Raw genomic sequence first — 25,457 nt, 5'->3', positions numbered from 1 at the left:
GCACGATCAGCGGCCGGGCGTCACGCACACATGCCCAAGTCCCCTTTCCGTTCCTATTGCCTTCGCATGGCAGCGTCGGCCCTGCTGCTGCCTCTGGCCTTCACGGCCGCGGCAGCCGGCGAGCTTCCGCAGCTGGTGCACAAGGAAGGCCGTCACACCCTCATGGTCGACGGCGCGCCTTTCACGATGCTCGGCGCGCAGGTCCACAACTCCAGCAACTACCCCGCGGCGTTGGACAAGGTCTGGCCCGCCGTTGCCGACGTCCACGCCAACACCGTCGAGGTGCCGGTGGCCTGGGAACAGGTCGAGCCCGTCGAGGGGCGCTTCGACTTCTCCTTCGTCGACACCCTCGTCAAGCAGGCACGCGAGCACCAGGTCCACGTCGTGCTGCTGTGGTTCGGCACCTGGAAGAACACCAGCCCGCAGTACACGCCGGCCTGGGTCAAGTTCGACAACCGCCGCTTCCCGCGCATGGTCGACGAGTCCGGCAAGGACAGCTATTGCCTCTCGCCATTCGGCCAGGAGACCCTCCAGGCCGACAAGCGCGCGTTCACCGCGTTGATGACGCACCTGAAGAAGATCGACGGCCAACAGCACACCGTGCTGATGGTGCAGGTAGAGAACGAAGTCGGCACCTTCGGCCTGGCGCGTGACTTCGGCAAGGCGGCCCAGGCCGCCTTCGAGCAGCCCGTGCCCGCCGCCGTGCTCGCCCGCAAGAAGCCCGTGGCCCAGGCCTCGGGCAACTGGCGCGAGGTCTATGGCGACTACGCCGACGAGTACTTCCACGCCTGGGCCATCGCCCGCTACATCGAGGAGATCGCCAAGGCCGGCCGTGCCGTGTACGACCTGCCGATGTACGTCAACAACGCGCTGCGCGACCCGCTGGAGCAGCCGCCCAAGCCGTGGAAGAAGGACTTCGCATCGGGCGGCCCCACCTACGACGTCATCGACATCTACAAGGCCGCCGCGCCCCACATCGACATCGTCGGCCCCGACATCTACAACCCAGAGTCGCTCAAGCTCGACGCCAATCTGGCCAGGTTCAAGCGCCCCGACAACGCCTTGTTCGTGCCCGAGATCGGCAATGCCGAGCTCTATGCGCGCTACCTCTATCAGATCCTGGGCTCGGGCTCGATCGGCGTCTCGCCTTTCGGCATCGACTACTTCGACTACGCCAACTACCCGCTGGGCGCGAAGACCAACGACCGGGCCACCGTCGAGCCGTTCGCGAAGGTCTTCGCCGCCTTCCGGCCCATGCAGCGCCAGTGGGCGCGCTGGGCGTTCGAGGGCCGCACCTGGGGCGTCGCCGAGCCTGACGACCATGCCGACCAGTTCGTGGCGATGAAGGGCTGGAAGGCGCACGTCACCTTCGGCCAGTGGCAGTTCGGCGAGCGCGAGTGGCCGGGCAACCAGAAGGAGAAGCCTGCCCACGCCGCCACGCCCTCGGGCGGCGTGGCCATCGCGCAGCTCGGCGACGACGAGTTCCTCCTCGTCGGCCAACTGGCGCGCGTGCGCATCGACGACGCCGACGCCAGCGGCAAGGCGCTCATCGACCGCGTCGAGGAGGGCCGCTTCGGCGCCGACGGCCAGTGGGTCATGGAACGCCGCTGGAACGGCGACCAGGTCGACTGGGGCCTGAACTTCACCGCCACTCCGCGTGTCATCAAGGTCACGCTGGGGCGCTATCGCTGACCCATCACAAGTTCTCCATGCAGTCCCGTTTTCAAACCCTTCTATTCGCCACCTTGTTCGCCAGCACCGGCCTGGTCTGCGCCCAGGACCTCACCATCCTTCCCGCGCCGGCTGACGCCTGGCGCATCACCGTCGGCCATTGGGACGCGCAGGTCGAGCTGACCGGTGACGGTGTCGCTGCACCGCCGCCCAAGGCGGAGTACGCCCGCAACGCCTATGCCGGCGCCAGCGCCCGCAGCAACAACGGCAGGCGCGACGCACTGCTGTTCGACTGGCGCGACCTGTGGCAGTCGACGCTGCGCGTGGAGAGCCGCTCGCCGCTGGACCTCAGGCCCTATGCAGGCGGCACGCTGGAGTTCGACCTGGACGTGTCCGAGCTGAGCCACGGGGGCCTGAGCGTCAAGGTCGGCTGCGGCTCCGGCTGTGAGCGCGGCGTCAATCTCATCGAGCCCGCACGCAGCTGGACCGGCAAGGGCTGGCAGCACGTCGCGTTGTCGATGAGCTGCTTCGCCCGCCAGGGTGCCGACTTCTCCGCCGTCACCCTGCCCTTCGCGCTCGAAGGTACGGGTAGTGGCCGCGTCAGCGTCGCCAACGTGCGCATCGGCCGCGACGCGAAGCCCGGCCTGGCCTGCCCCGACTACCGCACCGAGTCGGTCACGCCGGCCATGCTGAACGAGTCCTGGTCCATTGACTGGTGGCTGCCGCGTCACAAGGAAAAGCTCGAGGAGAAGCGCAAGCTGCTCGAGGCCGGCACACCGCCGCAGATCGTCTTCATCGGCGACTCCATCACCCAGGGCTGGGAAAAGGAAGGCCGCGAGGTCTGGCAGCACCACTTCGCGCCGCTGCACGGGCTGGCGCTGGGCTTTGGCGGCGACCGCACCGAGAACGCGCTGTGGCGGCTGCAGCATGGCGAGATCGACGGCATCGCGCCCCAGGCCGTCGTGCTGATGATCGGCACCAACAACACCGGCCATCGCGCCGAAGCGCCGGAAACGACGGCGGCCGGCATCAAGCGCCTGCTCGACGAGATCCGCCAGCGCCTGCCCAAGGCCCAGGTGCTGCTGCTGGCCATCTTCCCGCGCGGCGAGAAACCCGACGACGGTCAACGCCAGCTCAACCAGGCCATCAACAAACTCATCGCCGGCTATGCCGACAGCCGCAGCGTGCACTTCCTGGACATCGGCGCCGCCCTGCTGCAGCCCGACGGCACGCTCAGCAAGGACATCATGCCCGACCTGCTGCACCCCAACGAGCGCGGCTACGAGATCTGGCAACGCGCCATGGCGCCGACCCTGCAGAAGCTGATGGGCCAGACGCCATGACCGACGCACGCACGTCACGACGCGGCTTCCTCGCCGGCAGCGCCATGGCGCCGCTGCTGGCCGCCCTGCCCCAATGGGTGCAGGCCGGTGCCGCGCGCATCGACGCCGGCACGCCGGAGCTGTGGTACGACCAGCCCGCGGGCCCCTGGATCGAGGCACTCCCGGTGGGCAATGGCCGCCTGGGTGCCATGGTGTTCGGCCGCCCGGCGCAGGAGCGGCTGCAGCTCAACATCGACACGCTCTACGGCGGCGGGCCCTACGTCCAGGACAACCCGAAATTCCGCGAGGCCCTCCCTCAGGTGCGAAGCCTGATCGGCCAGCAGCGCTGGCAGGAAGCCAACGAGCTGGTCGCCGCGGCGCTGATGGGCAAGCCGAACAAGCAGATGCCCTTCAGCGGCGCCGGCGACCTCCTGCTCGACTTCCCCGGCCTGAAGAGCGCGGCGCGCTATCGCCGCAGCCTGGATCTCGACAGCGCCATCGCGCGCGCCAGCTTCTTCGACGGCAGCGCGCGCCACCAACGCGAGGTCTTCAGCAGCGTGCCCGATCAGGTCGCCGTGATCCGGCTGGAGATCGTCGGCGAGGGCGTCATCGACCTCGACCTCGGCTACCGCCATCCCGACTACCAGCCCTACGGCAGCTTTGGCGACACCAAGTACGACGCCCACGGCGTGGTCTATGTCGGCGCCCCTTGGGACCACCGCGAATCGCCGCTGACTGACAAGCGGCCCGCATCGCTGGCCGTACGCGCCGACGGCAGCGACGCGCTGCTGATCGAGGGCCGCAACGTACAGGCCTTCGGCATTGAAGGCCTGCTGCGCTACGCGCTGCGCGTGCAGGCGGTGGGCGATGGCCGGATCGAAGCCATCGGCGACCAGCTGCGTGTGCGCGGCGCGCGCCAGCTGACGCTGCTGGTGGCCGGCGAGACCAGCTACGTCAGCTACCAGGACGTGAGCGGCGCCCCCGTGGCCACCGTGCGCCAGCGCACCGCCGCTGCAGCGCGCAAGCCCTTTGCCAAGCTGCGCCAGGACCACGTCGACGCCCACCGCGCGCCGTTCCGCCGCCTGCACATCGACCTCGGCGGCGACGAGGCGAATGCCCGGCCGACCCATGTCCGCATCCAGGACGTGCCGCGGCAGGCCGATGCGGCGCTGACGGCGATGTACGTGCAGTACGCGCGCTACCTGCTGCTGTCGTCCTCGCGGCCGGGCAGCCAGCCCGCCAACCTGCAAGGGCTGTGGAACGAGGTGCTGCACCCGCCGTGGGAGGGCAAGTACACCATCAACATCAACACCGAGATGAACTACTGGCCGGCCGGGCCGACCAATCTCGGCGAATGCGTCGAGCCGCTGCTGAAGATGGTCGAGGAGCTGGCCATCACCGGCGCCCGCACCGCCCGCGACAGCTACGGCGCGCGCGGCTGGCTGGCCCACCACAACACCGACCTGTGGCGGGCCACCGCGCCCATCGACGGCCCGCTGTGGGGCATGTGGCCCACCGGCGGCGCCTGGCTCTGCACGACGCTGTGGCAGCAGTACCAGTACCAGCCCGACGCGGCCGTGCTGCGCCGCCTGGTGCCGCTGTTCACGGGCGCCACGCAGTTCTTCCTGGACACGCTCACCGAAGACCCCCAGGGCCGAGGCCTCGTCACCTCGCCCTCGCTGTCGCCCGAGAACGAGCACCACCGCGGCGTGGCCCTGTGCGCCGGCCCGGCCATGGACCGCCAGATCCTGCGCGACCTCTTCGACGCGACGCTGGCTGCCCAGAAGCTGCTCGGCCAGGCCGACGCCGACTTCACCGCCGCGGTGCAGAAGGCGCGCGCCCGCCTGCCCGCAGACCGCATCGGTGCCCAGGGCCAGCTGCAGGAATGGCTGGAAGACTGGGACGCCGGCGCGCCCGAGCAGCAGCACCGGCACGTGTCCCACCTCTACGCGGTGTATCCCAGCGAACAGATCAACGTGCGCGACACGCCAGAGCTGGCCCAGGCCGCCCGGGTCACGCTGAACACCCGAGGCGACGAGAGCACAGGCTGGGCCACGGCCTGGCGGCTGGCGCTCTGGACCCGGCTGGGCGATGGCGAACGCGCCTACAAGATCCTGCAGGGGCTGCTCGGGCCGGCGCGCACCTACCCGAACATGTTCGACGCGCATCCCCCCTTCCAGATCGACGGCAACTTCGGCGGCGCCGCCGCGATCCTGGACATGATCGTGCAGTCCTGGGGTGGCGAGGTACATCTGCTCGCGGCACTTCCCAAGGCCTGGCCGCAGGGACGGCTGCACGGTGTGCGAGCGCATGGCGGCGTCGAGCTGGACGTTGACTGGCAGGACGGACGGCTGGCCCGCGCGCAACTGCGTGGCCGCGCCGGCCAGCGCGTCGCCCTGCGCCATCGCGGCCGGCGCATCGAGGTAATGCTTGATGCGCGAGGCCAGGCCCGTGTCGATCCAGCGGCCTTCGCGAGCCCGGCATGAGAACGATGGAGCTGCCCGAGCGCCTTCAGGCCAACGCGTGCGGCGTGCCGCTCGACGGCCGCCGGCCCGACCGGGGCGACGGCAGCTTCGTCAACCCCGTCCTGCCCGGAGACCATCCCGACCCCTGCGTGCTCAAGGATGGCGACGACTACTACCTGAGCTGCGCGTCGCAGCAGTTCCTGCCCGGCGTCGTCATCTGGCATTCGCGGGACCTCGTCAACTGGTCACCGGTCGGTGCCGCGTTGCGCCGGCCCGTCGGCAGCGTCTGTAGCGTGGACCTGGCACGGCATGCGGGACGCTACTTTCTCTACATGGCCGTTTTGCAAGGCCATCGCACGGCCCTCCTCGTGCTGCATGCGCAGGACATCCGCGGCCCCTGGAGCGAACCCGTCGACCTCGGCCTGCGGGACTGCCTCGACCCCTGCCATATCGTGGCCGAGGACGGCAGCCGGCATCTCTTCGTCAACGGCGTACGCCGCGTGGGCCTCACCGACGACGGCCTGGCGACGCAAGGCCGCCTGGAGCTTGCACACACGGTCGCGCTGCCACATGACGCGCAGCCCGCCTACACCGCGGCCGGCCCGCGGCTGTTCCGTCGCGACGGCTTCTTCTACATGCTCTGCGCAGCGGGCGGCGCCGGAGACCCGCCCGGCGCCCACACGCTGGCGGTCGCCCGCTCCCGGTCGGTCCGCGGCCCCTGGGAGAACTGCGCCTTCAACCCGCTGCAAGGGGCGGACACCGCCACCTGGACGACCGGTGGCAACGCCTGCCTCGTGCCCGGCCCCGACGGCGACTGGTGGCTGCTCTGCCACGGCCAGGAAACGGGCTGCCGCACGCTGGGCCGCCAAGGGCTGCTGCAACCCGTCGACTGGGGCCGCGACGGCTGGTTCCGCCATCGCGCCAGCGCGCTCGGCCGGCCATTGCACAAGCCCGGCCGGGCCGCTTCCAGCCCCTGCCTGCCGTCGCGCTGCGACGACTTCAGCCGTGATCGCCTGGGGACGCAGTGGCAGTTCTTCGATGCCGGGCCGAACGACCTGCAGCGCGTGCGCCACGCGGCGCACGGCCTGCTGCTCGCCGGCAAGGGCAGCGGGCTGTCCGACTGCTCGCCGCTGACCTGCGTGGCCATGGACCCGAGCTACGAGGCCGAGCTGGAGTTCGAGCTGCACGGCAGCGTGCAGGGCGGCCTGGCGCTTTTCCACGATGCGCGCAGCTTCGCCGGCATCGGCATCGCCGAAGGTCGCATGCATACCTACAGCTACGGGCAGCAGCACCGCTGGATGCAGCAGGCCGTTCACGGCCGCCGCCATCGCCTGCGACTGACCCACGAACACCGCCGTGTCAGCTTCCAGCATGCGGCCGACGACGGTCCATGGAACCACACCCCCTGGCTCCACGACGTCTCCGCCCTGCACCTGTGTCGATCCGACAGCATGCAGGCGCTGAGGCTCGCCTTGTTCAGCGCCGGCAGCGGCGAGGTCTCGCTGAAGCGCTTCACCTATCGCAGCCTGGGCGTCTGCCCACCCAAGTCCCTCGTCGTCGAGGTCGCGCCCGAACCCTGAGCCGGCCTCTCCACAACGCTCGTGACCGGAGGAGACAACCGGCCGGGCACCTTCACCAGAAAGGTAGAACCATGAGACTGAAGTTGGGAACCTTGACGCTGGCCCTCGCCGCCGGCGGGGCCTTGCCGGCCCTTGCGCAGACCTGCACGCCGACAGCCATCACGCCGTACATCAACGTCAACGGCACCTGGACGCAGACATCGTCCGCCACTCTCAAGACCGGCACCTCGGCCATCTTCGGCCCGCAGCCGGTATCCGGCGGCTCCTGGAGCTGGAGCGGCTGCGGCACCGCCGGCGCCGCGCGCGAGCAGACCATCTCGCCGAGCGTGGCCTGCACGGCCACGGCCACCTACACCAACAGCTGCGGCGCCAGGAGCACGCAGAACTTCACGGTCGGCGTGGGCACCTGGGCCAGCGTGAAGTTCGGTGGCGGCGGCTACGTCAGTGGCCTCGTCTTCCATCCGATGACCGCGAACCTGCTGTATGCGCGCACCGACATCGGCGGCGCCTACCGCTGGAACCAGGGCACGTCCTCCTGGACGCCCATCACCGACGGCCTGGGCTTCGGTGCCGCCGAGAGCTCGTACCACGGCATCGAAAGCATTGCCGTCGATCCGAACAACGACCAGCTCGTGTACATGGCTGCCGGCATGTACAACTCCGACAAGGCCGACGCCCGCCTGTACATCTCGAGCAACCGCGGCGACAGCTGGACCTACGTCAACCTGCCCTTCTCGACGGGCGGCAACAACGGCGGCCGCGCCATCGGCGAGCGCCTGATGGTCGACCCCAACAAGCCCTCGACCCTGTTCTACGGCTCGCGCACCGCCGGCCTGTGGAAGAGCACCGACTCGGGCCGCACCTGGGCTCAGGTGACCTCGCTCTCCAGCACCAAGATGACGGCCGCCCAGATCAGCGCAGTCGGCAGTGCGATGGGCGTCGAGCTGGTCGTCTACGACACCGGCACCAAGGGCACCGGCGCGGCCACGCAGACGATCTACACGGCCATCGCCCCTGACTACGCCAGCGTGTCCGGCCTGACCGCCACCCTGTACAAGTCCACCAACGGCGGCGCCTCGTGGAGCGCCATCACGCCCCCCGTGTCGGGCTATCACATTCCGCACATGGTGCGCGCCGCCGACGGCGTGTTCTACGTCGTCTTCACCAAGGATGCCGGGCCGGGCGCAGGCGGTCCGGGCCGGCTCTACAAGTTCGACGGCACCAACTGGACCCTGCTCAAGAGCGAAGACCCGAACGGGGGCACGAACTTCGGCCTCGGCGGCGTGTCGGTATCCGGCACCGGCGCGACCACCCGGATCGCACTGGGCGTGACCAACTCCTGGGGCAACTACAGCGGCCAGCAGATCGTGCAGCTGTCCGACGACGGCGGCCGCACCTGGCGTGAAATCGAGGCGCAGACGCCCGGCGTAACCGCGTCGGGCTGGGTGGACGACGTCGAGATCGACCCGGCCAACCGCGACCACATCCTGCACGTGCACGGCGGCGGCGTCATCGAAACCCGCAACGCATCCTCGGCCACCCCGACCTGGAGCGCCAGCGTCACCGGCATCGAGGAGACCGCGACCCAGTCCATCGCGACGCCGCCGGCGGGTGCGTCCTACCTCTTCGTCAACAGCGCGGGCGACGTCGGCACCTGGGTCGACACGAATCTGACGACCGCGCCGACCCTGGGCCCCGGCCTGGGCTGGAGCAACGGCATCTTTGCCGACATGGCGTGGTCCGACCCGACGTACATCGCCGGCAGCGGCGTCGTCAACTCGACCGGCGTCGGCACCGGCTACTGGTCGGGCGACGCCGGCAAGACGTGGGCGACGTTCGCGAGCCTGCCCGCCGGCGCCACGAGCAACACCAGCGGCGAGTCGAGCATCGCCGTCACGGCGCGCAACAACTTCGTCTGGGCGCCGGCCAACTCGGTGCCCTCGTACACGATGAACAACGGCGCCAGCTGGACTGCGACCAACCTGCCGGCGCTGGCCGCCGTGGGCTGGAATCGCGGCTACCGCCTGGCAGCCGATCGCCGCAACTCGAACAAGGTCTATGCCTACGACTCCGGCGGCGCCTGGTGGGCCTCGGCGGGCAAGGTGTACGTCTCGAACGACGGTGGCCACAGCTTCGCGCTCAGCCAGGGCTCGGTGTCGGCCAACCTCGCGCCCAACGGCTGGTGGGTCACGTCCATGGCCGTCAACCCCAACGTCGAAGGCGACATCTGGCTGGCCGACGGCAACGCCCTGTACCACTCGGTGAATTCGGGCGCGAACTGGACCAAGCTCAGCGCCTTCGCGTCCGTGTACAGCAGCAACTCTTGGCCCGACCTGCAGGGCGCCAGCATGGTGGCGCTGGGCAAGGCGAAGACCGGTTCGCCGTACTCGGCCGCGATCTACGTGGTGGGAACGATCAACGGCGTGTGGGGCGTCTACCGCTCGGACGACGGCGGCGCCACCTGGGCCCGCCACAACGACGACGCCCACCAGTTCGGCGGCATCGGCCAGATGGCAGCGGACCAGAACGTCTACGGACGGATCTACGTCAGCGGCACCGGCCGGGGCCTGCTGTACAGCAACTGACCGCGAGCGAGCCCCCACGGGGGCTCGTGTCCGGTCATCTGGACTGGATTCGAGCCCCTCACCCGAACGACAGAAGAAAGACAGAACCATGCGATTCCCGTATTCGACCCTCTTGCTGGCCATGGGCGCCAGCGTCGGCTTGTCGGCCCAAGCGCAAAGTTGCGGCAGCGGCGGCGGCACCACGGTCTGCCTCGCGGCCGGTGGCGTCGCCAATGGCGTGCAGTTGAACTGGACCGCCAGCGGAATCGTCAATGGTCTGGAGATCTATCGCAACACCAGCGCCGACCCCAATGGCCGCGTCCGCGTTGCCAGCGTGGCCAAGTCGACGACCAGCTATGCCGACGCCACGGCCGCCAACGGCACCCAGTACTGGTACTGGGTCAGGTTCACGACCAACGCCGGCAGCTACAACTCGGGCTCCGCGGCCGCCACCGGCGGCAACGCCTGTGCACCCACCGCGCTGACGCCCTACATCAGCGTCAACGGCACCGCGACGCAGACAGCCTCCGCGAACATCAAGCCGGGCGCCTCGGCCGTCCTCAGCCCTCGCCCGCTGTCCGGGGGCCTGTGGAGCTGGAGCGGCTGCGGCACCGCCGGTGCCTCGCGCGAGCAGACCATCACGCCCACCGCCGCCTGCACCGCCACGGCCACCTACACCAACAGCTGTGGCGCCAAGAGCCAGCAGGCCTTCTCGATCAAAGTCGGCAACTGGGCCAGCGTCAAGTTCGGCGGCGGCGGCTACGTCACCGGCCTCATCTTCCACCCGACCACCAAGGACCTGCTCTACGCCCGCACCGACGTGGGAGGTGCCTACCGCTGGGATCAGGCCACGACGTCCTGGGTGGCCATCACCGACGGATTCTCGGCCGCCGAGGGCTTCCACCATGGCGTCGAAAGCCTGGCCCTCGACCCGACCAACGACCAACTCGTCTACATGGTCACGGGTGTCTCCGCCTCCACGGACGCGACCGCACGGCTCTACATCTCGAGCAACCGCGGCGACAGCTGGACACATGTCGACCTGCCCTTCTCCGCGGGTGCGAACAACCTCGGCCGGGCCATCGGCGAGCGCCTGATGGTGGACCCGAACAAGCCGTCGACGCTGTTCTTCGGCTCGCGCACGGCCGGCCTCTGGAGGAGCACCGACTCGGGCCGCACCTGGGCCCAGGTGAGTTCGCTCTCGAGCACCAAGATGACCACCGACCAGTTCAACAGCCTGGGCGGTCAGGCGATCGGTGTCGAACTCGTCGTCTACGACACCGGCACCAAGGGCAGCGGCACGGCCACGCAGTCGATCTATGCCGCCGTCGCGCCCGACTACGCCAACCTGGCGGGTCTGGGTGGAAACCTCTACAAGTCGACCAACGGCGGCGCCTCCTGGAGCGCGGTGACGACGCCGGTGTCCGGCTACCACATTCCCCACATGGTGCGAGCCGCCGACGGCGTGTTCTACGTGCTGTTCACCAAGGGAAGGGGCCCCGGTGACTCCGGCCCTGGTCGCCTGTACAAGTTCGACGGCAGCACCTGGACCCTGCTCAGCAGCATCGACTACGCCGGCTACGGCGGCCTGTCGGTCTCGGGCACGGGCTCGAGCACGCGCATCGCCCTCGGCGTGAGCGGCACCTGGGGCAACTACCCCGGCCAGCAGATCGTCCAGTTATCCGACGACGGCGGCCGGACATGGCGGGAGATCGAAGGCGGGATGCCGGGCCAGACGGCCTCGGGCTGGGTCGACGACGTCGAGATCGATCCCTTCAACCGCGACCACGTCCTGCATGTGCACGGCGGCGGCATCGTCGAAACCCGCACCGCCTCGTCGTCGCGGCCCACCTGGAACTCGTCGGTCAACGGCCTGGAGGAGACCTGCACTCTGGGCCTCAGGACCCCGCCGGCCGGCGCCCCCTATGTCTTCATCAACAGTTCGGGCGACGTCGGCACCTGGGTCCACACCGACCTCACCCAGACCCCGACCCGCAACCCGTACAAGCAGTGGAGCAGCGGCAACTCCGCCGACACGGCGTGGTCGGACCCGACTTACATCGCCGCGGGCGGCGTCGTCAACAACTCCTCGGGCGCCCAGGTCGGTGCCGGCTACTGGTCGGGCGACGGCGGCCAGACCTGGGCCAGCTTCGCCAAGCTGCCGCCCGGTGCCGCGGATCACACCGACGCCGCCTCCAACCTCGCCGTCACGGCGCGCAACAAGGTGGTCTGGGCGCCGGCCGACTCGGTGCCCTCCTACACCTCCGACAGCGGCGCGAGCTGGACGGCCACCAACTTGGGCGCCCTCTCGTCCGTCGGCATCCCGCGCAGCTATCGCATGGTGGCGGACCGCAAGAACCCGAACAAGGTCTATGCCTACGACTCGGGTGGCGCGTGGTGGACCTACACCCAGGCCAAGGTCTACGTGTCGACCGATGGCGGCCACAGCTTCGCGGTGAGCCCCGGTTCCGTATCGGCCAACATGCGCTTCGCGCCCTTCGGCTCGTCGTCGATGGCGGTGAATCCGAACGCCGAGGGTGACCTCTGGGTGGCCGATGGCCTGGCCCTCTACCACTCACTGGACTCTGGTGCGACCTGGAACAAGCTGAACACCTTCGCGCCGATCTGGAACGGGCGCCAGGACTGGTTCGGCCCCGAAGTGGCCGGCGCGAGCATCGTCGCCCTCGGCAAGCCGAAGGCCGGCGCCGGCTACTCGGCCGCGGTCTATGTGGTCGGCGTCATCAACAACCTCTGGGGCGTCTGGCGCTCCGACGACGGCGGCGCCACCTGGCAGCGCCACAACGACGACGCCCACCAGTACGCGGGCGCCGGCGTGATGGCGGCCGACAACGCCAGCTACGGGCGCGTCTACGTCGGCGGTAGCTGCCGTGGCGTGAACTACAGCAACTGACCCATAACGCCCATGACCGGGGGAGACAACCGGCCGGGCCCTTCAATCCCACTTGATAGGTAGAACGATGAAACTCCTGATATCCACCCTGGTGCTGGCCCTCGGGGCCGGCACAGGCACGGTCGCCCAGGCCCAGAACTGCGGCAGCGGCGGCGGCACGACCGTCTGCCTGGTTGCCAACGGCACCGCCGACCAGGTGCAGCTGAGCTGGACCGTCAGCGGCGCCGCCAACGGCCTCGAGGTCTATCGCAGCACCACTGCCGACCCGGCCGGCCGCAGCCGCATCGCCAGCCTGACCAAGACGGCCACCAGCTATGCCGACACGTCGGCGAGCACCGGCACGCCCTACTGGTACTGGGTCAAGTTCAGCACCGCGGCGGGAAGCTACAACTCCGGAGCGTCCTCGGCCACGCGGGGCGGCAACTGCACACCCACGGCCATAACGCCCTATATCAACGTGAGTGGCAACTGGACGCAGACCGCCTCGGCCTCTGTGCCGACTGGCGAATCGGCCATCCTCGGCCCGCAGCCCACGGCGGGCGGCATGTGGACCTGGAACGGCTGCGGCACCGCAGGCGGCGCGCGCGAGCAGACCATCAGGCCCACGGCCGCCTGCACGGCCACGGCCACCTACACCAACGCCTGCGGCGCCAAGACACTGCAGACGTTCACGATCGGCCTGGCCGGCGCGATGCGCAACATCACCAGCATGCAGATGTCCAAGGAGATGTCTCCCGGCTGGAACATCGGCAACACACTGGATGCAACGCCGACCGAGACGTCCTGGGGCAACCCGCTGATCACCCAGACGCTGCTGAACGGCATCAAGGCTGCAGGCTTCAAGAGCGTCCGCGTGCCGGTGACATGGGGCCCCCACGCTGATGCCAGCTACAACATCGATCCGGCATGGATGGCGCGCGTCACGCAGGTCGTCAAGTACGCCCGCGCCGCCGGCCTCTACGTCATCATCAACGTGCACCATGACGGCTACGACCTGGACAACACCGTCTACTCCGCACAGGCCGCCAACAATGCCCACCTGGCCAAGCTGTGGACGCAGATCGCCGCCAACTTCAGGGACTTCGACGACTACCTGCTGTTCGCCGGCATGAACGAGGTTGGCAAGTCGAACGCGCCGTGGGGCGTGCCCAAGGCGCAGGAGTGGCTGGACGTGGTGAACGGCTACAACCAGGTGTTCGTGAACACCGTGCGCGCCAGCGGCGGCAACAACGCTAGGCGCCACCTCGTCGTGCAAGGCTACGAGACCAACATCGACATCTCCACCGCATCGGCGGTGCTGCCGACCGACACCATCGCCAACCGCCTGTTCTTCGAGATCCACTACTACGACCCGTACGACTTCACGCTCAACAGCAGCAGCACGATGTGGCAGTGGGGCGCCACCGCCACCAACCCGACCGAGACCTGGGCCGACGAGCCCTACGTCGACGCGGAGTTCCAGAAGATGAAGACTCGCTTCGTCGACCAGGGTGTGCCGGTCATCATGGGTGAGTACGGCGCCTACAACAAGCCGAACTACCCAGGCATGCCGCCATACCGCAAGGCCTGGGCCCAGTACGTCACGCGTTCGGCCTGGCTGCATGGCCTGGTGCCGATGTGGTGGGACACGGGCGAGATGATCGACCGCAACACCGGCGCGGTGAAGACGCCTGACGAGATCAACATCATCGTCAACGCCACCAAGTGATGGATCGTTCGAGGGGACCCTCTGCGGCTTCCGCCGAAGGCCCCCTCGACAGCGTCCAGTGAACAGCGGGGCCGATACCCGCACGCTTCCCAAGCGCGGAACGCCAACGCCTACCGCGCCTACTTCATGAGTCGGCTTCATGGAGATAGCCCCCGCTGGAAGGCCGAGCAAAGAGACCCCGAGGCTCCGATCGATTTTTACGCCAGGGCTGACACCGAGCACCTCGTCGCGCTGGCACAGCCCGACATTCAAGCGCAAGCGCCGCGGCCTCGAGATCAGATGGACCCGAGGCCAGGCCTGATGAAGACGAAGACATAGCAAGACATCCCCAAGCACATGAACAAGACCACCCGCATCGCCGCCGCCCTGCTCGCCCTGGCAGCCTCCGGCGCCCACGCCGCCGACCTCGTCCTGGCCTCTCCCGACGGCAGCATCACCCTGCGCATCGCCGACGATGCCAGCAGCTTCAGCATCGTCCGCAAGGGCGAGACCGTCATCGCCCCGTCGCCCCTGGGCCTCGAGCTGGACGGCCAGCCCGCCTTCGGCCTGTTGAAGCTGGAGTCGCGCCAGGACACGAAGGAAGACCGCGTCATTCCCCTCGTCGCCACCAAGGCGGCCACGGCACGCGATCACTATGTCGGCGCAACGCTGGCCTTCCGCGAAGCCGCTGGCAGCCGCCGCCGCGTCTTGCTCGACGCCCGCGCCTACGACGACGGCGTGGCCTTCCGCTACCGACTGGAAGGCGCGGAGCCCGTGAAGCTGCGTGACGAGTCCACCGCCTTCGTGCCGGCCGGCGACCCGTCCTGCCTGGTCGCGCCGGTCGACGGCGCACACGAGGTGCAGTTCGCGAGCCAGCGCATTTCCGAGCTCAAGGCCGGTGCAGCCTATGACGTGCCGGTGGTCTGCGCCACGCCCTCCGGCCGGACGCACTACGCCATCACGCAGGCCCACCTCCAGGGCTACACCGGCGCCTCGCTGCGCCGCGACGGCGAAGCGCTGCGCGTGCAGCTGTCCGCCGTGCCCGGGCGACAAGGGCCTGCCTTCGTCTCCACCGGCGGCCTGACGACCGCCTGGCGCACCGTCATGATGGCCGACCAGGCCGGCAAGCTCATCGAGTCGCAACTGGTGGGCAACCTCAACCCGGCACCAACGGGTGACTTCAGCTGGGTCAAGCCCGGCAAGGCGGCGTGGGACTGGTGGTCCGGCCCGCTGGTGGGCATGAAGCCCGACATGGCGGCCTACAAGCGCTTCATCGACTTCGCCGCCGAGTCCGGCTTCCCCTACTACCTCATCGATGCCAACTGGGCCTCGGGCCCGAGCGGCTGCTGTGACGCCAACCCCAAGACCGACATCACCCGCCCGGCCGACGGCATCGACATGCCGGAGCTCGTGCGCTACGCCCAGGCCAAGGGCGTGAGCCTGCTGCTGTGGGTCCATTGGGTGCATCTGGACGCGCGCATGGACGAGGTGCTGGACACCTATGTCCGCTGGGGCATCAAGGGCATCAAGGTCGACTTCATGAACCGCGACGACCAGCAGGTGGTGGACTTCTACCACCGCGCCGCCGCTGCCACCGCCCAGCGCCACCTGCTGCTGGACCTGCATGGCGCCTATGTGCCGGCCGGCCTGCAGCGCACCTATCCGAACTTCATCACCCAGGAGGGCGTGCTCGGCGCCGAATGGAGCAAGATGGACCGGCGCGTGACCCCGCGGCACAACCTGATGCTGCCCTACACCCGCATGCTGACCGGGCCCATGGACTACACGCCCGGCGGCTTCCGCAACGCGACACCGGCCACTTTCGAGGTGCGCGCCGAAATGCCGCTGGTGCAGAACACGCGCGGCCAGACGCTGGCGATGTACGTCGTCTACGACAGCCCGCTGCAGATGGTGTCCGACGACCCCTCGGCCTACCGCGGCGAAGCCGGCTTCGACTTCATCAAGCGGGTGCCTACGGCCTGGGACGAGACCCGCTTCATCTCCGGCGAGCCAGGTCAGGACATCGTGCTGGCGCGCCGCCAGGGCAAGACCTGGTACCTCGGCGCGATGACGTCCGACCAGGCTCGCACCGAAAAGGTCTCGCTCGGCTTCCTGCCCCCAGGCCGCTGGAAGGCCACCATCTGGCAGGACGGCGAAGGCGCGCGGGAAGTGCACCGCACCGAACGCAACGTGACCGCCAAGGACGTGCTGGGCCTGTCGCTGGCGGCATCCGGCGGCGCCGCGGTGGTGCTGGAGCCCCAAGCCGCCAAATAAAGCAACCCGCGCCCTCGACCAACCGACTCTCGATATTCCCCATGAAGTACAGCAAGCAACTCGTCACGCTTTCCCTTGTCGCCGCCACGCTCGTGGCGGGTTGCGGTGGCGGTGGTGGCGGCAGCGGTAGCCCGACGCCCCCGCCTCCGCCCTCCGGCGGCGGCACGACACCTCCTCCGCCCCCGCCCTCCGGCGGCGGTACGACGCCTCCTCCACCTCCGCCGCCCACCACCGCGGCTTCGAGCTGGACGAGCGTGAAGTTCGGCGGCGGCGGCTACGTCACCGGCCTGATCTACCACCCGACCACGGCCAACCTGCTGTACGCGCGCACCGACATCGGCGGCGCCTATCGCTGGGACGCGACGTCCTCGTCCTGGACGCCCATCACCGACGGCGTGGGTTTCGGTGGCGGCGAGAGCCGCTTCCACGGCATCGAGAGCATTGCCCTCGACCCGAACGACGACCAGCTCGTCTACATGTCCACCGGCATGTACACGTTCGAAGGCAACGGCCGCCTCTACATCTCCAGCAACCGTGGCGACACCTGGATACACGTCCCCCTGCCCTTCGCGCTGGGCGGAAACAACCCCGGCCGCGCCACCGGCGAGCGCCTGGCTGTCGATCCGAACAAGCCGTCGATCCTGTTCTCGGGCTCGCGCCAGGCCGGCCTCTGGAAGAGCGTGGACTCCGGGCGCACCTGGGCCCAGGTGACCTCGCTGTCCTCCGTCACGTCGACGTCGAGCATGCACGGCATCGGCGTGGTCCTCTTCGATACCGGCACCAAGGGCGCGGGCACGGCCACCCAGACCCTGTACGTCGCCATCGAGCCGGACTACGTCACGGCGGCGAATCTGAGTTCCAGCCTCTACAAGTCCACCGACGGCGGCGCCTCGTGGACGGCCGTGGCCACCCCGGTCACCGGCATGTACATCCCTCACATGGTGCGCGCCGCCGACGGCATGTTCTATGTCGCGTTCACCACCGGCGCCAGTCCTGGCGCAGGAGGGCCCGGCCGCCTGTACAAATTCGACGGCACGACCTGGACCCTGCTCCACAGCGTGGACCCGACGCAGTGGACGAGCTACGGCATCGGCAGCGTGTCGGTCTCCGGCAGCGGCGCCACCACCCGCATTGCGCTGGGCGTGAGCAACTCCTGGGGCGGCGGCGAGGTCGTGCAGCTGTCCGATGACGCCGGCAAGACCTGGCGCGAGATCGAAGCCGGCATGCCCGGCAACACGGCGTCCGGCTGGGTCGACGACATCGAAATCGATCCTTCGGACAGCAACCACATCCTGCACGTGCATGGCGGCGGCATCGTCGAGACCAGGACCGCCTCGGCGGCCGCACCCACCTGGAACAGCGACGTCAAGGGGCTGGAGGAAACCGCCACGCTCGCCCTGGTCACGCCACCGGCAGGCGCGACGTACAAGTTCATCAACAGCGCGGGCGACGTGGGTGCTTGGGTGCAGACGGACCTGGCGGTGACGCCGACCTACGGCCCGGGGCTGGGGTGGAGCAACGGCCTTGCAGCCGACATGGCGTGGGCCGAGTCGGCCTACATCGTCGGCTCCGGCCTCTCCAACGCCGACGGCAAGGCGTACGGCTACTGGTCGGGCGACAGCGGCAAGACCTGGACCAGATTCAGCAACCTGCCCGCGGGTGCTGCGGCCAACACGGGCGGCGAAGCCAGCATCGCCGTGACGTCGCGGAACAACATCGTCTGGGGGCCGGCCAACTCGGTGCCGTCCTACTCCACCAACAACGGCGCCGGCTGGACAGCCACCAACCTGCCCGCGCTGGCCACCATCGGCCAGGGCGGCGTGGGCCGCGGCTACCGCCTGGTCGCCGACCGCCAGAACACCAACAAGGTCTATGCCTACGACTCGGGCGGCGCCACCTGGAGCAACCTGAAGCCCAAGGTCTACGTGTCCACGGACGGCGGCCACACCTTCGCACTGAGCCAGGGGGCGCAGTCCGCCGGGCTGTCGGCAGACGGTTGGTGGACCACGTTCATGGCCGTCAACCCCAATGCGGAAGGCGACGTCTGGCTGGCCGACGGCAGCGCCGTCTTCCACTCGACCGACTCGGGCGCGACCTGGACCAAGGTCGGCAACTTCGCATCGACCCACGACGCGCAAGGCAATGTGATGGCCCAGGGCGCCAGCGTGATCGCGCTGGGCAAGGCGAAGACCGGCGCGACCTACTCCGCCGCCGTGTACGTGGTGGGCGTGATCAACAGCGTGTGGGGCGTCTACGTCTCCGACGACGGCGGCGCGACCTGGACGCGCTTCAACGACGATGCCCATCAGTTCGGCGGCATCGGCGTGATGGCGGCCGACCAGAACACCTACGGCCGGATCTACGTCAGCGGCACCGGCCGCGGCCTGCTGTACAGCAATTGAACCCGAAAGCTCCCGACACCCGCAGCCCACCCACGGCACCACCCATGACCATGTCCTCGCTTCCCATGCCCCGCCCCCTCCGGCACCCGCTCGCGGCGGCCCTGCTTTCGCTCGGCCTGATCTCGACCTCCCAGGCCTCGCCGCCCGCCAACCGCGAGGTGGCACTCGATCACGCGGCGGCGACCAAGCCCATGGACCGCTTCTTCGACCTGTCCGTCGGTGCCGACTTCCCCGGCACCACCGGCCGGCCGGAGAACATGGCGCAGCTCCAGATCGCCGTCGGCGAGCTGGGCTTTCGCTACGTGCGCTTCCACGACATCTTCCACGACAAGCTCGGCACGGTGCGCAAGGTCGATGGCCGCATCAGCTACGACTTCAGCGGCATCGACAAGCTCTACGACGACCTGCTCGCCCGCGGCATCAAGCCCCTCGTCGAGCTGGGCTTCACGCCCTCGGCGATGAAGACGTCGGAGCAGACGATCTTCTACTGGAAGGGCAACACCTCGCATCCGCAACCCGGGCCCTGGGCCGAATTGATCGAGGCCTTCGGGCGCCACCTCATCGAGCGCTACGGCGCCCACGAGGTGCGCCAGTGGCCGTTCGAGGTCTGGAACGAACCCAACCTGGCCGGCTTCTTCGAAGGCGGCCAGTCGAAGGACTATTTCGAGCTCTACGCGATCACTGCCCGCGCCCTCAAGCGCGTCGACCCGGCGCTGCTGGTTGGTGGCCCGTCCACCGCCGGTGCGGCCTGGGTGCCCGAGTTCCTCGCCTACTGCAAGGCCAACGCCGTGCCGGTGGACTTCGTCACCACCCACACCTACGGCGTGACCGAGGGCTTCCTCGACGAGTTCGGCAAGCGCACCGACAAGATCCTGGCCGTCGATCCCAACTCCATCATCGGCGACGTGCGCCGCAACCGAAAGGAGATCGAGGACTCGCCCTACCCCCACCTGCCGCTCTACGTCACCGAGTGGAGCACGAGCTACAGCCCGCGCGACAAGGTGCATGACAGCTACATCAGCGCGCCCTGGATGCTGACCAAGCTGCGCGCCACGCGCGGCTACGCCCAGGCCATGAGCTACTGGACCTACAGCGACCTGTTCGAGGAGCCGGGCCCGCCCGATGCGCCCTTCCACGGCGGCTTCGGGCTGATGACCCGCGAGGGCGTGCGCAAGTCGAGCTGGTTCGCCTACAAGTACCTCAACGCACTGCGCGGCAACGAAATCCCGAGCACCGACGACAAGGTGCTGGCCGCCACCCAGGGCGACAAGACCGCCGTGCTGGCCTGGGACTGGCAGCACCCCGACCAGAAGGAAATGGGCAACGGCGTGTTCTTCGGCAAGCCGGTGCCCAACGGCCCGGCATCGACGGTCAAGCTGGCGCTGCGCAACCTCAAGCCCGGCGCCTACCGGCTGGAGCTGCGCCGCACCGGCTACAAGGCCAACGACGCCTACACGGCCTACCTCGAGATGGGCGCGCCCAAGCAGCTCGACGCCGGCCAGCTCGCCAAGCTGCAGTCGCTGACCCAGGACCGGCCCGAGACCACGCGTACCGTCACCGTCGCCAAGGACGGCCTGTTCAACTTCACCGTGCCGATGCGCAGCAACGACATCACGCTGCTGACGCTGGAACCGGCCAAGCAATGACCCGACAGCAATGAAACGTCGCGATGTTTTCGGCCTGATGGCCTGCGCCCCGGCCGCGGGAATGCTCCCTTCGCCGGCGACTGCCGCCACCGCGCCCCACTCCGCCCTCGACGCCGCCGGGCAGATGAAGGCCCTGCCCCTGGCTGCTGCTCCCGAAGGCTTCGCCTGGCTGCGCGTGGCCGAAGGGCTGCAGTTCCGCGTCGGCGGGCTGACCAAGAGCCTGCTGTTCTACGGCCCGGGCCTGTTGCGCGTGACCGCCCACCTCGGCGAGGCCTACAGCACCCAGCCCAGCCTGGTGGTGGTGGCCAGGCCCAGGCAGGTCGCCGTCGACGTGCGTGACGATGCCGATGCGCTGACGGTCACCGGCCCCGGCCTGCGCGTCACGGTCGACAAGCGCAGCGGCGCGCTAGCCTTCTTCGCCGCCGACGGTCGCCTGCTCACGCGCGAGCGCGTTCAGTCACCCACCGAGCTGCAACGCGTCGACATCAGCGGCAGCCCGACCTACCAGCTCGCGCAGACCTTCACGCTCACGCCCGACGAATCGCTGTACGGCCTGGGCCAGTACAACGAGCCCTACATGGATTACCGGGGCCGCGACGTACTGATGGTGCAGACCAACATCGGCATCGTCGTGCCGTTCATGGTCTCCACGCGCCGCTGGGGCCTGCTGTGGGACATCTATTCCAAGATGACGTTCAGCGACGGGCCCGACGGTGCAACCTTCCGCGCCGAGAGCGCACCCGCCGGGGCCGACTACTACATCGTCGCCGGTGACGACATGGACGGCGTGATGACCGGCTACCGCCAGCTCACCGGTGCCGCGCCGATGTTCCCCAGGGCCGCCTTCGGCTTGTTCATGAGCAAGGAGCGCTACCGCACACAGCAGCAGTTGCTGGACGTCGTGCGGCGCTTCCGCGCCGAGCACTACCCGCTCGACTACATCGTGCAGGACTGGCAGTACTGGGGCGGCGAGAAGGAAGGCCCCAACGGGCGCGAGTGGGACGGCCAATGGAGCGGCATGGTGTGGGACACCGAGCGCTTTCCCAACCCCGTCGCGATGACGCGCGAGCTGCATGGCAAGCTGCACGTGAAGCTGATGGCATCGATCTGGCCCAGCATCGGCAACGACACGGCGCTGGCCAAGGAGCTGGACGCCAAGGGCCTGCGCTTCGAGCCGCTGCACTGGATCTCCAAGCGCGCACGCATCTACGACGCCTTCAGCGCCGAAGGGCGCCGCATCTATTTCAAGCACACGAAGAAGGGCCTGCTCGACGTGGGCGTGGACGCGCTGTGGATGGACGGCACCGAGGTCGAGGTGGGTGGCGCCGCGCATGACCCCGGCGAAGTCGAGGCCGACATCAAGCGCCTGGGCCGCAACGCGATGGGCGACTTTGCGCGCTACCTCAACGTCTACAGCCTCGTGACCACCCGCGGCGTCTACGAAGGCCAGCGCGCCGCCGGGCCAGGTGCCAAGCGCGTGCTGACGCTCACGCGATCGGCCTGGGCCGGGCAGCAGCGCTACGCCGCCCTGCCCTGGTCGGGCGACACGACGGCGTCCTGGAACGTGCTGCGCCAGCAGATCGCCGGAGGCCTCAACGTCGGCATGGCCGGCCTGCCCTACTGGTCGCAGGACACGGGGGGCTTCTTCGTCAACTACGCCGGCGGCGAGCGCAACCCGGCCTGGCGCGAGCTCTATGCGCGCTGGAACCAGTTCGGCATCTTCAACCCGGTCTACCGCATCCACGGCACCAGCGTCGAGCGCGAGCCCTACCTGTTCAAGGCCCTGGACCCGACGGTCCACGGCTCGCTGCTGAGCGCCACGCAGCTTCGCTACCGGCTGCTGCCCTACATCTACAGCCTGGCCTGGCGCAGCACGCAGGAGGGCTACATCATGATGCGCGGCCTGGCGATGGACTTCCCCGACCAGCCCGCGCTGCGCAAGGTGGACGACACCTACATGTTCGGCCCCGCCTTCCTGGTGCAGCCGATCACGCGGGCGATGTTCAACGCCGAGCTGCCGCCGCCCGCCACCGTGCCGCCCACGCAGTTGCGCACGCCGGACGGCCAGGCCGGCCTGGTGCTGGAGTACTTCGAGGGCATGAACTTCGAGAAGCCGGCCAGCCGCACCGTCGACACGGTGATCGACCACCGCTGGCCCGACCCGCCGCTTGGCAGCATCCCCCCTGGCCTCTCCAGCCTTTACCGCTTCTCGGCGCGCTGGACCGGCACGCTCACCGCGCCCGAGAGCGGCGAGTACGAGATCGGCGCCGAAGGCGATGACGGTTTCCGCGTCTGGCTGGACGACCAGCTCATCGTGGATGACTGGGCCGTCGGCGGTGCACGCTTCGGTGGCCGCCGCGTGACGCTGCGCGAAGGCCAGGTGCTGAAGCTGCGCATCGACTTCTTCCAGGACGGCGGCGGACGCGTGCTGCGCCTGGCTTGGCGCACGCCCAGCCAGCTGCGTGCGCTGGTGGAAGCCCAGCCCAAGCTCGACCAGCGCCAAGCGACGCTGCTGCCTGCGGGCAGCGACTGGTTCGACTTCTGGACCGGCCAGCGCCACGCGGGTGGCGACAGCGCCGTGCGCGACTACGCGCTGGACCAGTTCCCGCTGTTCGTGCGCGCCGGGTCGGTGGTGCCGATGGGGCCGGTGGTGGAACACACCGGCCAGAGCCCGGACGCACCGTGGGAGATCCGCGTCTACCCCGGCGCCGACGGCCGCTTCACCCTCTACGAGGACGACGGCGAGACCTACCGCTATGAACGCGGCGAGCGCGCCACCACCGCGCTGCGCTGGGACGACGCGCGCCGCACGCTGCACATCGACGCCCGACAGGGCCGCTACCCCGGCCTGGTGACGCGGCGCGAGCTGCGAGTGCGCCTGATGGCGGCGTCGGGCCAGACCGAACAAGCCAGGACCGTGCACTACGAAGGCCACCCCCTCATCCTGAATTTCTCCTGATCGACCACGAACCCATGAAGAAGACCTCTCTCTCCCTGTTGCTGTCCCTGCTGGCCGCCACGGCCCACGCCGAAGTGCGCCTGTCCGAAGTATTCGGTGACCACATGGTGCTGCAGCGCGACCGCCCCCTGCGCGTGTGGGGCCAGGCCACGCCCGGCAAGACACTGACCGTCGAGTTCGCGGGACGCCAGGCCACCACCCACGTCGGCGCGGATGGCCGCTGGCGTGTGCAGATGGCGCCGCTGCCCGCCGGCGGTCCGCACCGCCTGCTCGTCAGGGGCGACGGCACCGCCGTGCTCAACGACGTGCTGATGGGCGACGTCTGGCTGCTCGGCGGCCAGTCCAACATGGAGCTGCCGCTGGCAGTGACCGACACCGGCCCGCAGGAGGTGGCCACGCCGCAGAACGCCCAGCTGCGGCATCTGCGCGTGCCGCTGCGCGCCAGCGTCAAGGTCGAGGCCGAGATCGCGCCGGCGCCCTGGGTCGTCGCCGAGCCCGGCCGCGTCGGAGAGTTCAGCGCCGTCGGCTACCACTTCGCCAAGCAGATGCAGGCCGTGCAGGGCGTGCCCATCGGCCTCATCGACACCGCCTGGGGCGGCTCCATGCTGGAGACCTGGATGAGCCGCGACGCTGCGCTGCGCGACCCCGACCTCGCCCCCGCGGTGCGCGCCTTGCCGGCTGACAACGCTGCCTTCGGCCAGGCCCTGGCGCAACGACTGCTGCCGCGCGTCGTGGCCTGGCAGAAGGGCCTGCCGCCGGAGAACGTGGACACGTCGAGCTGGTCAACGGCCGCCGACATCGACGCCGACTGGCCCACGCTCAACGCCCCGGGCGTCTGGGAGGGACAGGGCCTGCCCGACGTGGACGGCGTGGTCTGGATGCGCAAGCGCGTCGAGCTCAGCGCGGCGCAGGCTGCGGGCAGCGCAGCGCTGCACCTGGCGAAGGTGGACGATTGCGACGAGGTCTGGGTCAACGGCCAGAAGATCGGCGGCCAGTGCGGCTGGGAACTGCCGCGCCACTACAGCCTGCCGGCCGGCCTTCTCCATGCCGGCAGCAACTGGATCGCCGTGCGCGTGACTGACACCGGCGGCGGCGGCGGCATCTACGGCGAGGCCGCCGACCTGCGCCTGGACACGGCCGCCGGCCCGCTGTCGCTCGTCGGTGCCTGGAAGGCCCGCGTCGAGAAGGTGCAGGTGACCAGCGGCCCCGTCGCCAACAACGCCCCGACCCTGGGCCACAACGGCCTGATTGCCCCGCTGCAAGGCCTGTCGGTGCGCGGCGTGCTCTGGTACCAGGGCGAGGAGAACGCGGGACGCGCTGCGGCGTATGCCGACGGCTTCAAGCGCCTGATCCAGGACTGGCGCGCCCAGTTCGCCGACCCCAACCTGCCCTTCTTCTTCGTGCAGCTGGCGTCCTGGCTCCCGATGGCGGACAACAGGCCGGACGGCAACGGCTGGGCCGAGTTGCGTGCCAGCCAGGCCGCGGCGCTGGCCCTGCCCCACACAGGCATGGCCACGGCCATCGATGTGGGCGACACGGCGGACATCCATCCGCGCAACAAGCGCACCGTGGGCCAGCGCCTGGCCGGCCTCGCGATGCATGAGCTGGGCCTGCGCGACGCGCCGGCCACGGGCCCGCGCCTGACCGGCCACAAGGTCCTGGGCAGCGAGTTCGAGCTTCGCTTCGACACCACCGTGGGCGGCCTGCGCACGGCCCGCAGCGGCGAGCCCGTGCGGGGCTTCTACCTGGCCGGCGCCGACCGCCGCTGGGTGCCGGCCGAGGCCCGCCTCGACGGCGACCGCATCGTGCTGAGCAGCCCCGGCGTGGCCACCCCCGTGGCCGCGCGCTATGCCTGGGTCAACAACGCCAGCGAGGCCAATGTCGTCGGCGGCGACGGCCTGCCCCTGCCGCCCCTGCGCACCGATGACTGGCCGCTCGAATCCGCCGGCCGCCGCTACGGCCATTGAACCCTCACC

General features: G+C 69.3%; 12 protein-coding genes. All 12 read left to right on the top strand.

The features are described 5' to 3' along the window. Positions 1 to 66 precede the first annotated feature (66 nt). Positions 67 to 1,692, top strand: a complete 1,626-nt coding sequence (locus tag ACG04R_RS17460) for a GH35 family beta-galactosidase (RefSeq protein WP_394413451.1) — start codon at positions 67 to 69, stop codon at positions 1,690 to 1,692. A gap of 53 nt (positions 1,693 to 1,745) precedes the next feature. Then, complete coding sequence (locus ACG04R_RS17455) at positions 1,746 to 3,014, top strand: GDSL-type esterase/lipase family protein (protein WP_394413448.1); 1,269 nt, start codon at positions 1,746 to 1,748, stop codon at positions 3,012 to 3,014. Further along, positions 3,011 to 5,479, top strand: a complete 2,469-nt coding sequence (locus tag ACG04R_RS17450) for a glycoside hydrolase family 95 protein (RefSeq protein WP_394413444.1) — start codon at positions 3,011 to 3,013, stop codon at positions 5,477 to 5,479. The genes ACG04R_RS17455 and ACG04R_RS17450 overlap by 4 nt, the downstream gene beginning before the upstream one ends. Continuing rightward, the gene (locus ACG04R_RS17445) at positions 5,476 to 7,038 is read left to right on the top strand and encodes a family 43 glycosylhydrolase (RefSeq protein ID WP_394413441.1); all 1,563 of its coding nucleotides are present in this window, start codon (positions 5,476 to 5,478) and stop codon (positions 7,036 to 7,038) included. The genes ACG04R_RS17450 and ACG04R_RS17445 overlap by 4 nt, the downstream gene beginning before the upstream one ends. 71 nt (positions 7,039 to 7,109) lie before the next feature. After that, on the top strand, positions 7,110 to 9,623 hold the full coding sequence (locus ACG04R_RS17440; protein ID WP_394413438.1) for a WD40/YVTN/BNR-like repeat-containing protein: 2,514 nt from the start codon (positions 7,110 to 7,112) through the stop codon (positions 9,621 to 9,623). Positions 9,624 to 9,711: 88 nt separating this feature from the next. Next, entirely contained in the window at positions 9,712 to 12,513 is a 2,802-nt protein-coding gene (locus ACG04R_RS17435) for a dockerin (RefSeq protein WP_394413435.1), read from the top strand. Between the two features lie 67 nt (positions 12,514 to 12,580). Next, a complete protein-coding gene (locus ACG04R_RS17430; RefSeq protein ID WP_394413432.1) occupies positions 12,581 to 14,221 on the top strand; it encodes a glycoside hydrolase family 5 protein in 1,641 nt (546 codons plus the stop codon). 336 nt (positions 14,222 to 14,557) lie between these two features. Then, positions 14,558 to 16,474, top strand: a complete 1,917-nt coding sequence (locus tag ACG04R_RS17425) for a glycoside hydrolase family 97 protein (protein WP_394413429.1) — start codon at positions 14,558 to 14,560, stop codon at positions 16,472 to 16,474. A 41-nt stretch (positions 16,475 to 16,515) separates the two neighbouring features. Then, a complete protein-coding gene (locus ACG04R_RS17420; protein WP_394413426.1) occupies positions 16,516 to 18,876 on the top strand; it encodes a beta propeller repeat protein in 2,361 nt (786 codons plus the stop codon). Positions 18,877 to 18,941: 65 nt separating this feature from the next. Then, a complete protein-coding gene (locus ACG04R_RS17415) occupies positions 18,942 to 20,522 on the top strand; it encodes a GH39 family glycosyl hydrolase (RefSeq protein WP_394413423.1) in 1,581 nt (526 codons plus the stop codon). A 124-nt stretch (positions 20,523 to 20,646) separates the two neighbouring features. Continuing rightward, positions 20,647 to 23,481: a glycoside hydrolase family 31 protein gene (locus ACG04R_RS17410; RefSeq protein ID WP_394413420.1), complete on the top strand. Its 2,835-nt coding sequence runs from the start codon at positions 20,647 to 20,649 to the stop codon at positions 23,479 to 23,481. 14 nt (positions 23,482 to 23,495) lie between these two features. Further along, positions 23,496 to 25,448 carry a sialate O-acetylesterase gene (locus tag ACG04R_RS17405; RefSeq protein WP_394413417.1) on the top strand — a complete coding sequence of 651 codons (1,953 nt, stop codon included), beginning with the start codon at positions 23,496 to 23,498 and terminating at the stop codon, positions 25,446 to 25,448. Positions 25,449 to 25,457: the final 9 nt, after the last annotated feature.

This window comes from Pelomonas candidula, assembly GCF_043555985.1.
In the GTDB taxonomy this organism is placed as follows: domain Bacteria; phylum Pseudomonadota; class Gammaproteobacteria; order Burkholderiales; family Burkholderiaceae_C; genus Pelomonas; species Pelomonas candidula.
The sequence above is the reverse complement of the archived record's forward strand: the minus strand, read 5'-3'. Positions and strand labels throughout refer to the sequence as shown.

Excerpts from the sequence above, each read along its gene's own strand:
- ACG04R_RS17460 (WP_394413451.1), top strand. The coding sequence starts at position 67 with ATGGCAGCGTCGGCCCTGCTGCTGCCTCTGGCCTTCACGGCCGCGGCA.
- ACG04R_RS17450 (WP_394413444.1), top strand. The coding sequence starts at position 3,011 with ATGACCGACGCACGCACGTCACGACGCGGCTTCCTCGCCGGCAGCGCC.
- ACG04R_RS17445 (WP_394413441.1), top strand. The coding sequence starts at position 5,476 with ATGAGAACGATGGAGCTGCCCGAGCGCCTTCAGGCCAACGCGTGCGGC.
- ACG04R_RS17440 (WP_394413438.1), top strand. The coding sequence starts at position 7,110 with ATGAGACTGAAGTTGGGAACCTTGACGCTGGCCCTCGCCGCCGGCGGG.
- ACG04R_RS17435 (WP_394413435.1), top strand. The coding sequence starts at position 9,712 with ATGCGATTCCCGTATTCGACCCTCTTGCTGGCCATGGGCGCCAGCGTC.
- ACG04R_RS17430 (WP_394413432.1), top strand. The coding sequence starts at position 12,581 with ATGAAACTCCTGATATCCACCCTGGTGCTGGCCCTCGGGGCCGGCACA.
- ACG04R_RS17425 (WP_394413429.1), top strand. The coding sequence starts at position 14,558 with ATGAACAAGACCACCCGCATCGCCGCCGCCCTGCTCGCCCTGGCAGCC.
- ACG04R_RS17420 (WP_394413426.1), top strand. The coding sequence starts at position 16,516 with ATGAAGTACAGCAAGCAACTCGTCACGCTTTCCCTTGTCGCCGCCACG.
- ACG04R_RS17415 (WP_394413423.1), top strand. The coding sequence starts at position 18,942 with ATGCCCCGCCCCCTCCGGCACCCGCTCGCGGCGGCCCTGCTTTCGCTC.
- ACG04R_RS17410 (WP_394413420.1), top strand. The coding sequence starts at position 20,647 with ATGAAGGCCCTGCCCCTGGCTGCTGCTCCCGAAGGCTTCGCCTGGCTG.
- ACG04R_RS17405 (WP_394413417.1), top strand. The coding sequence starts at position 23,496 with ATGAAGAAGACCTCTCTCTCCCTGTTGCTGTCCCTGCTGGCCGCCACG.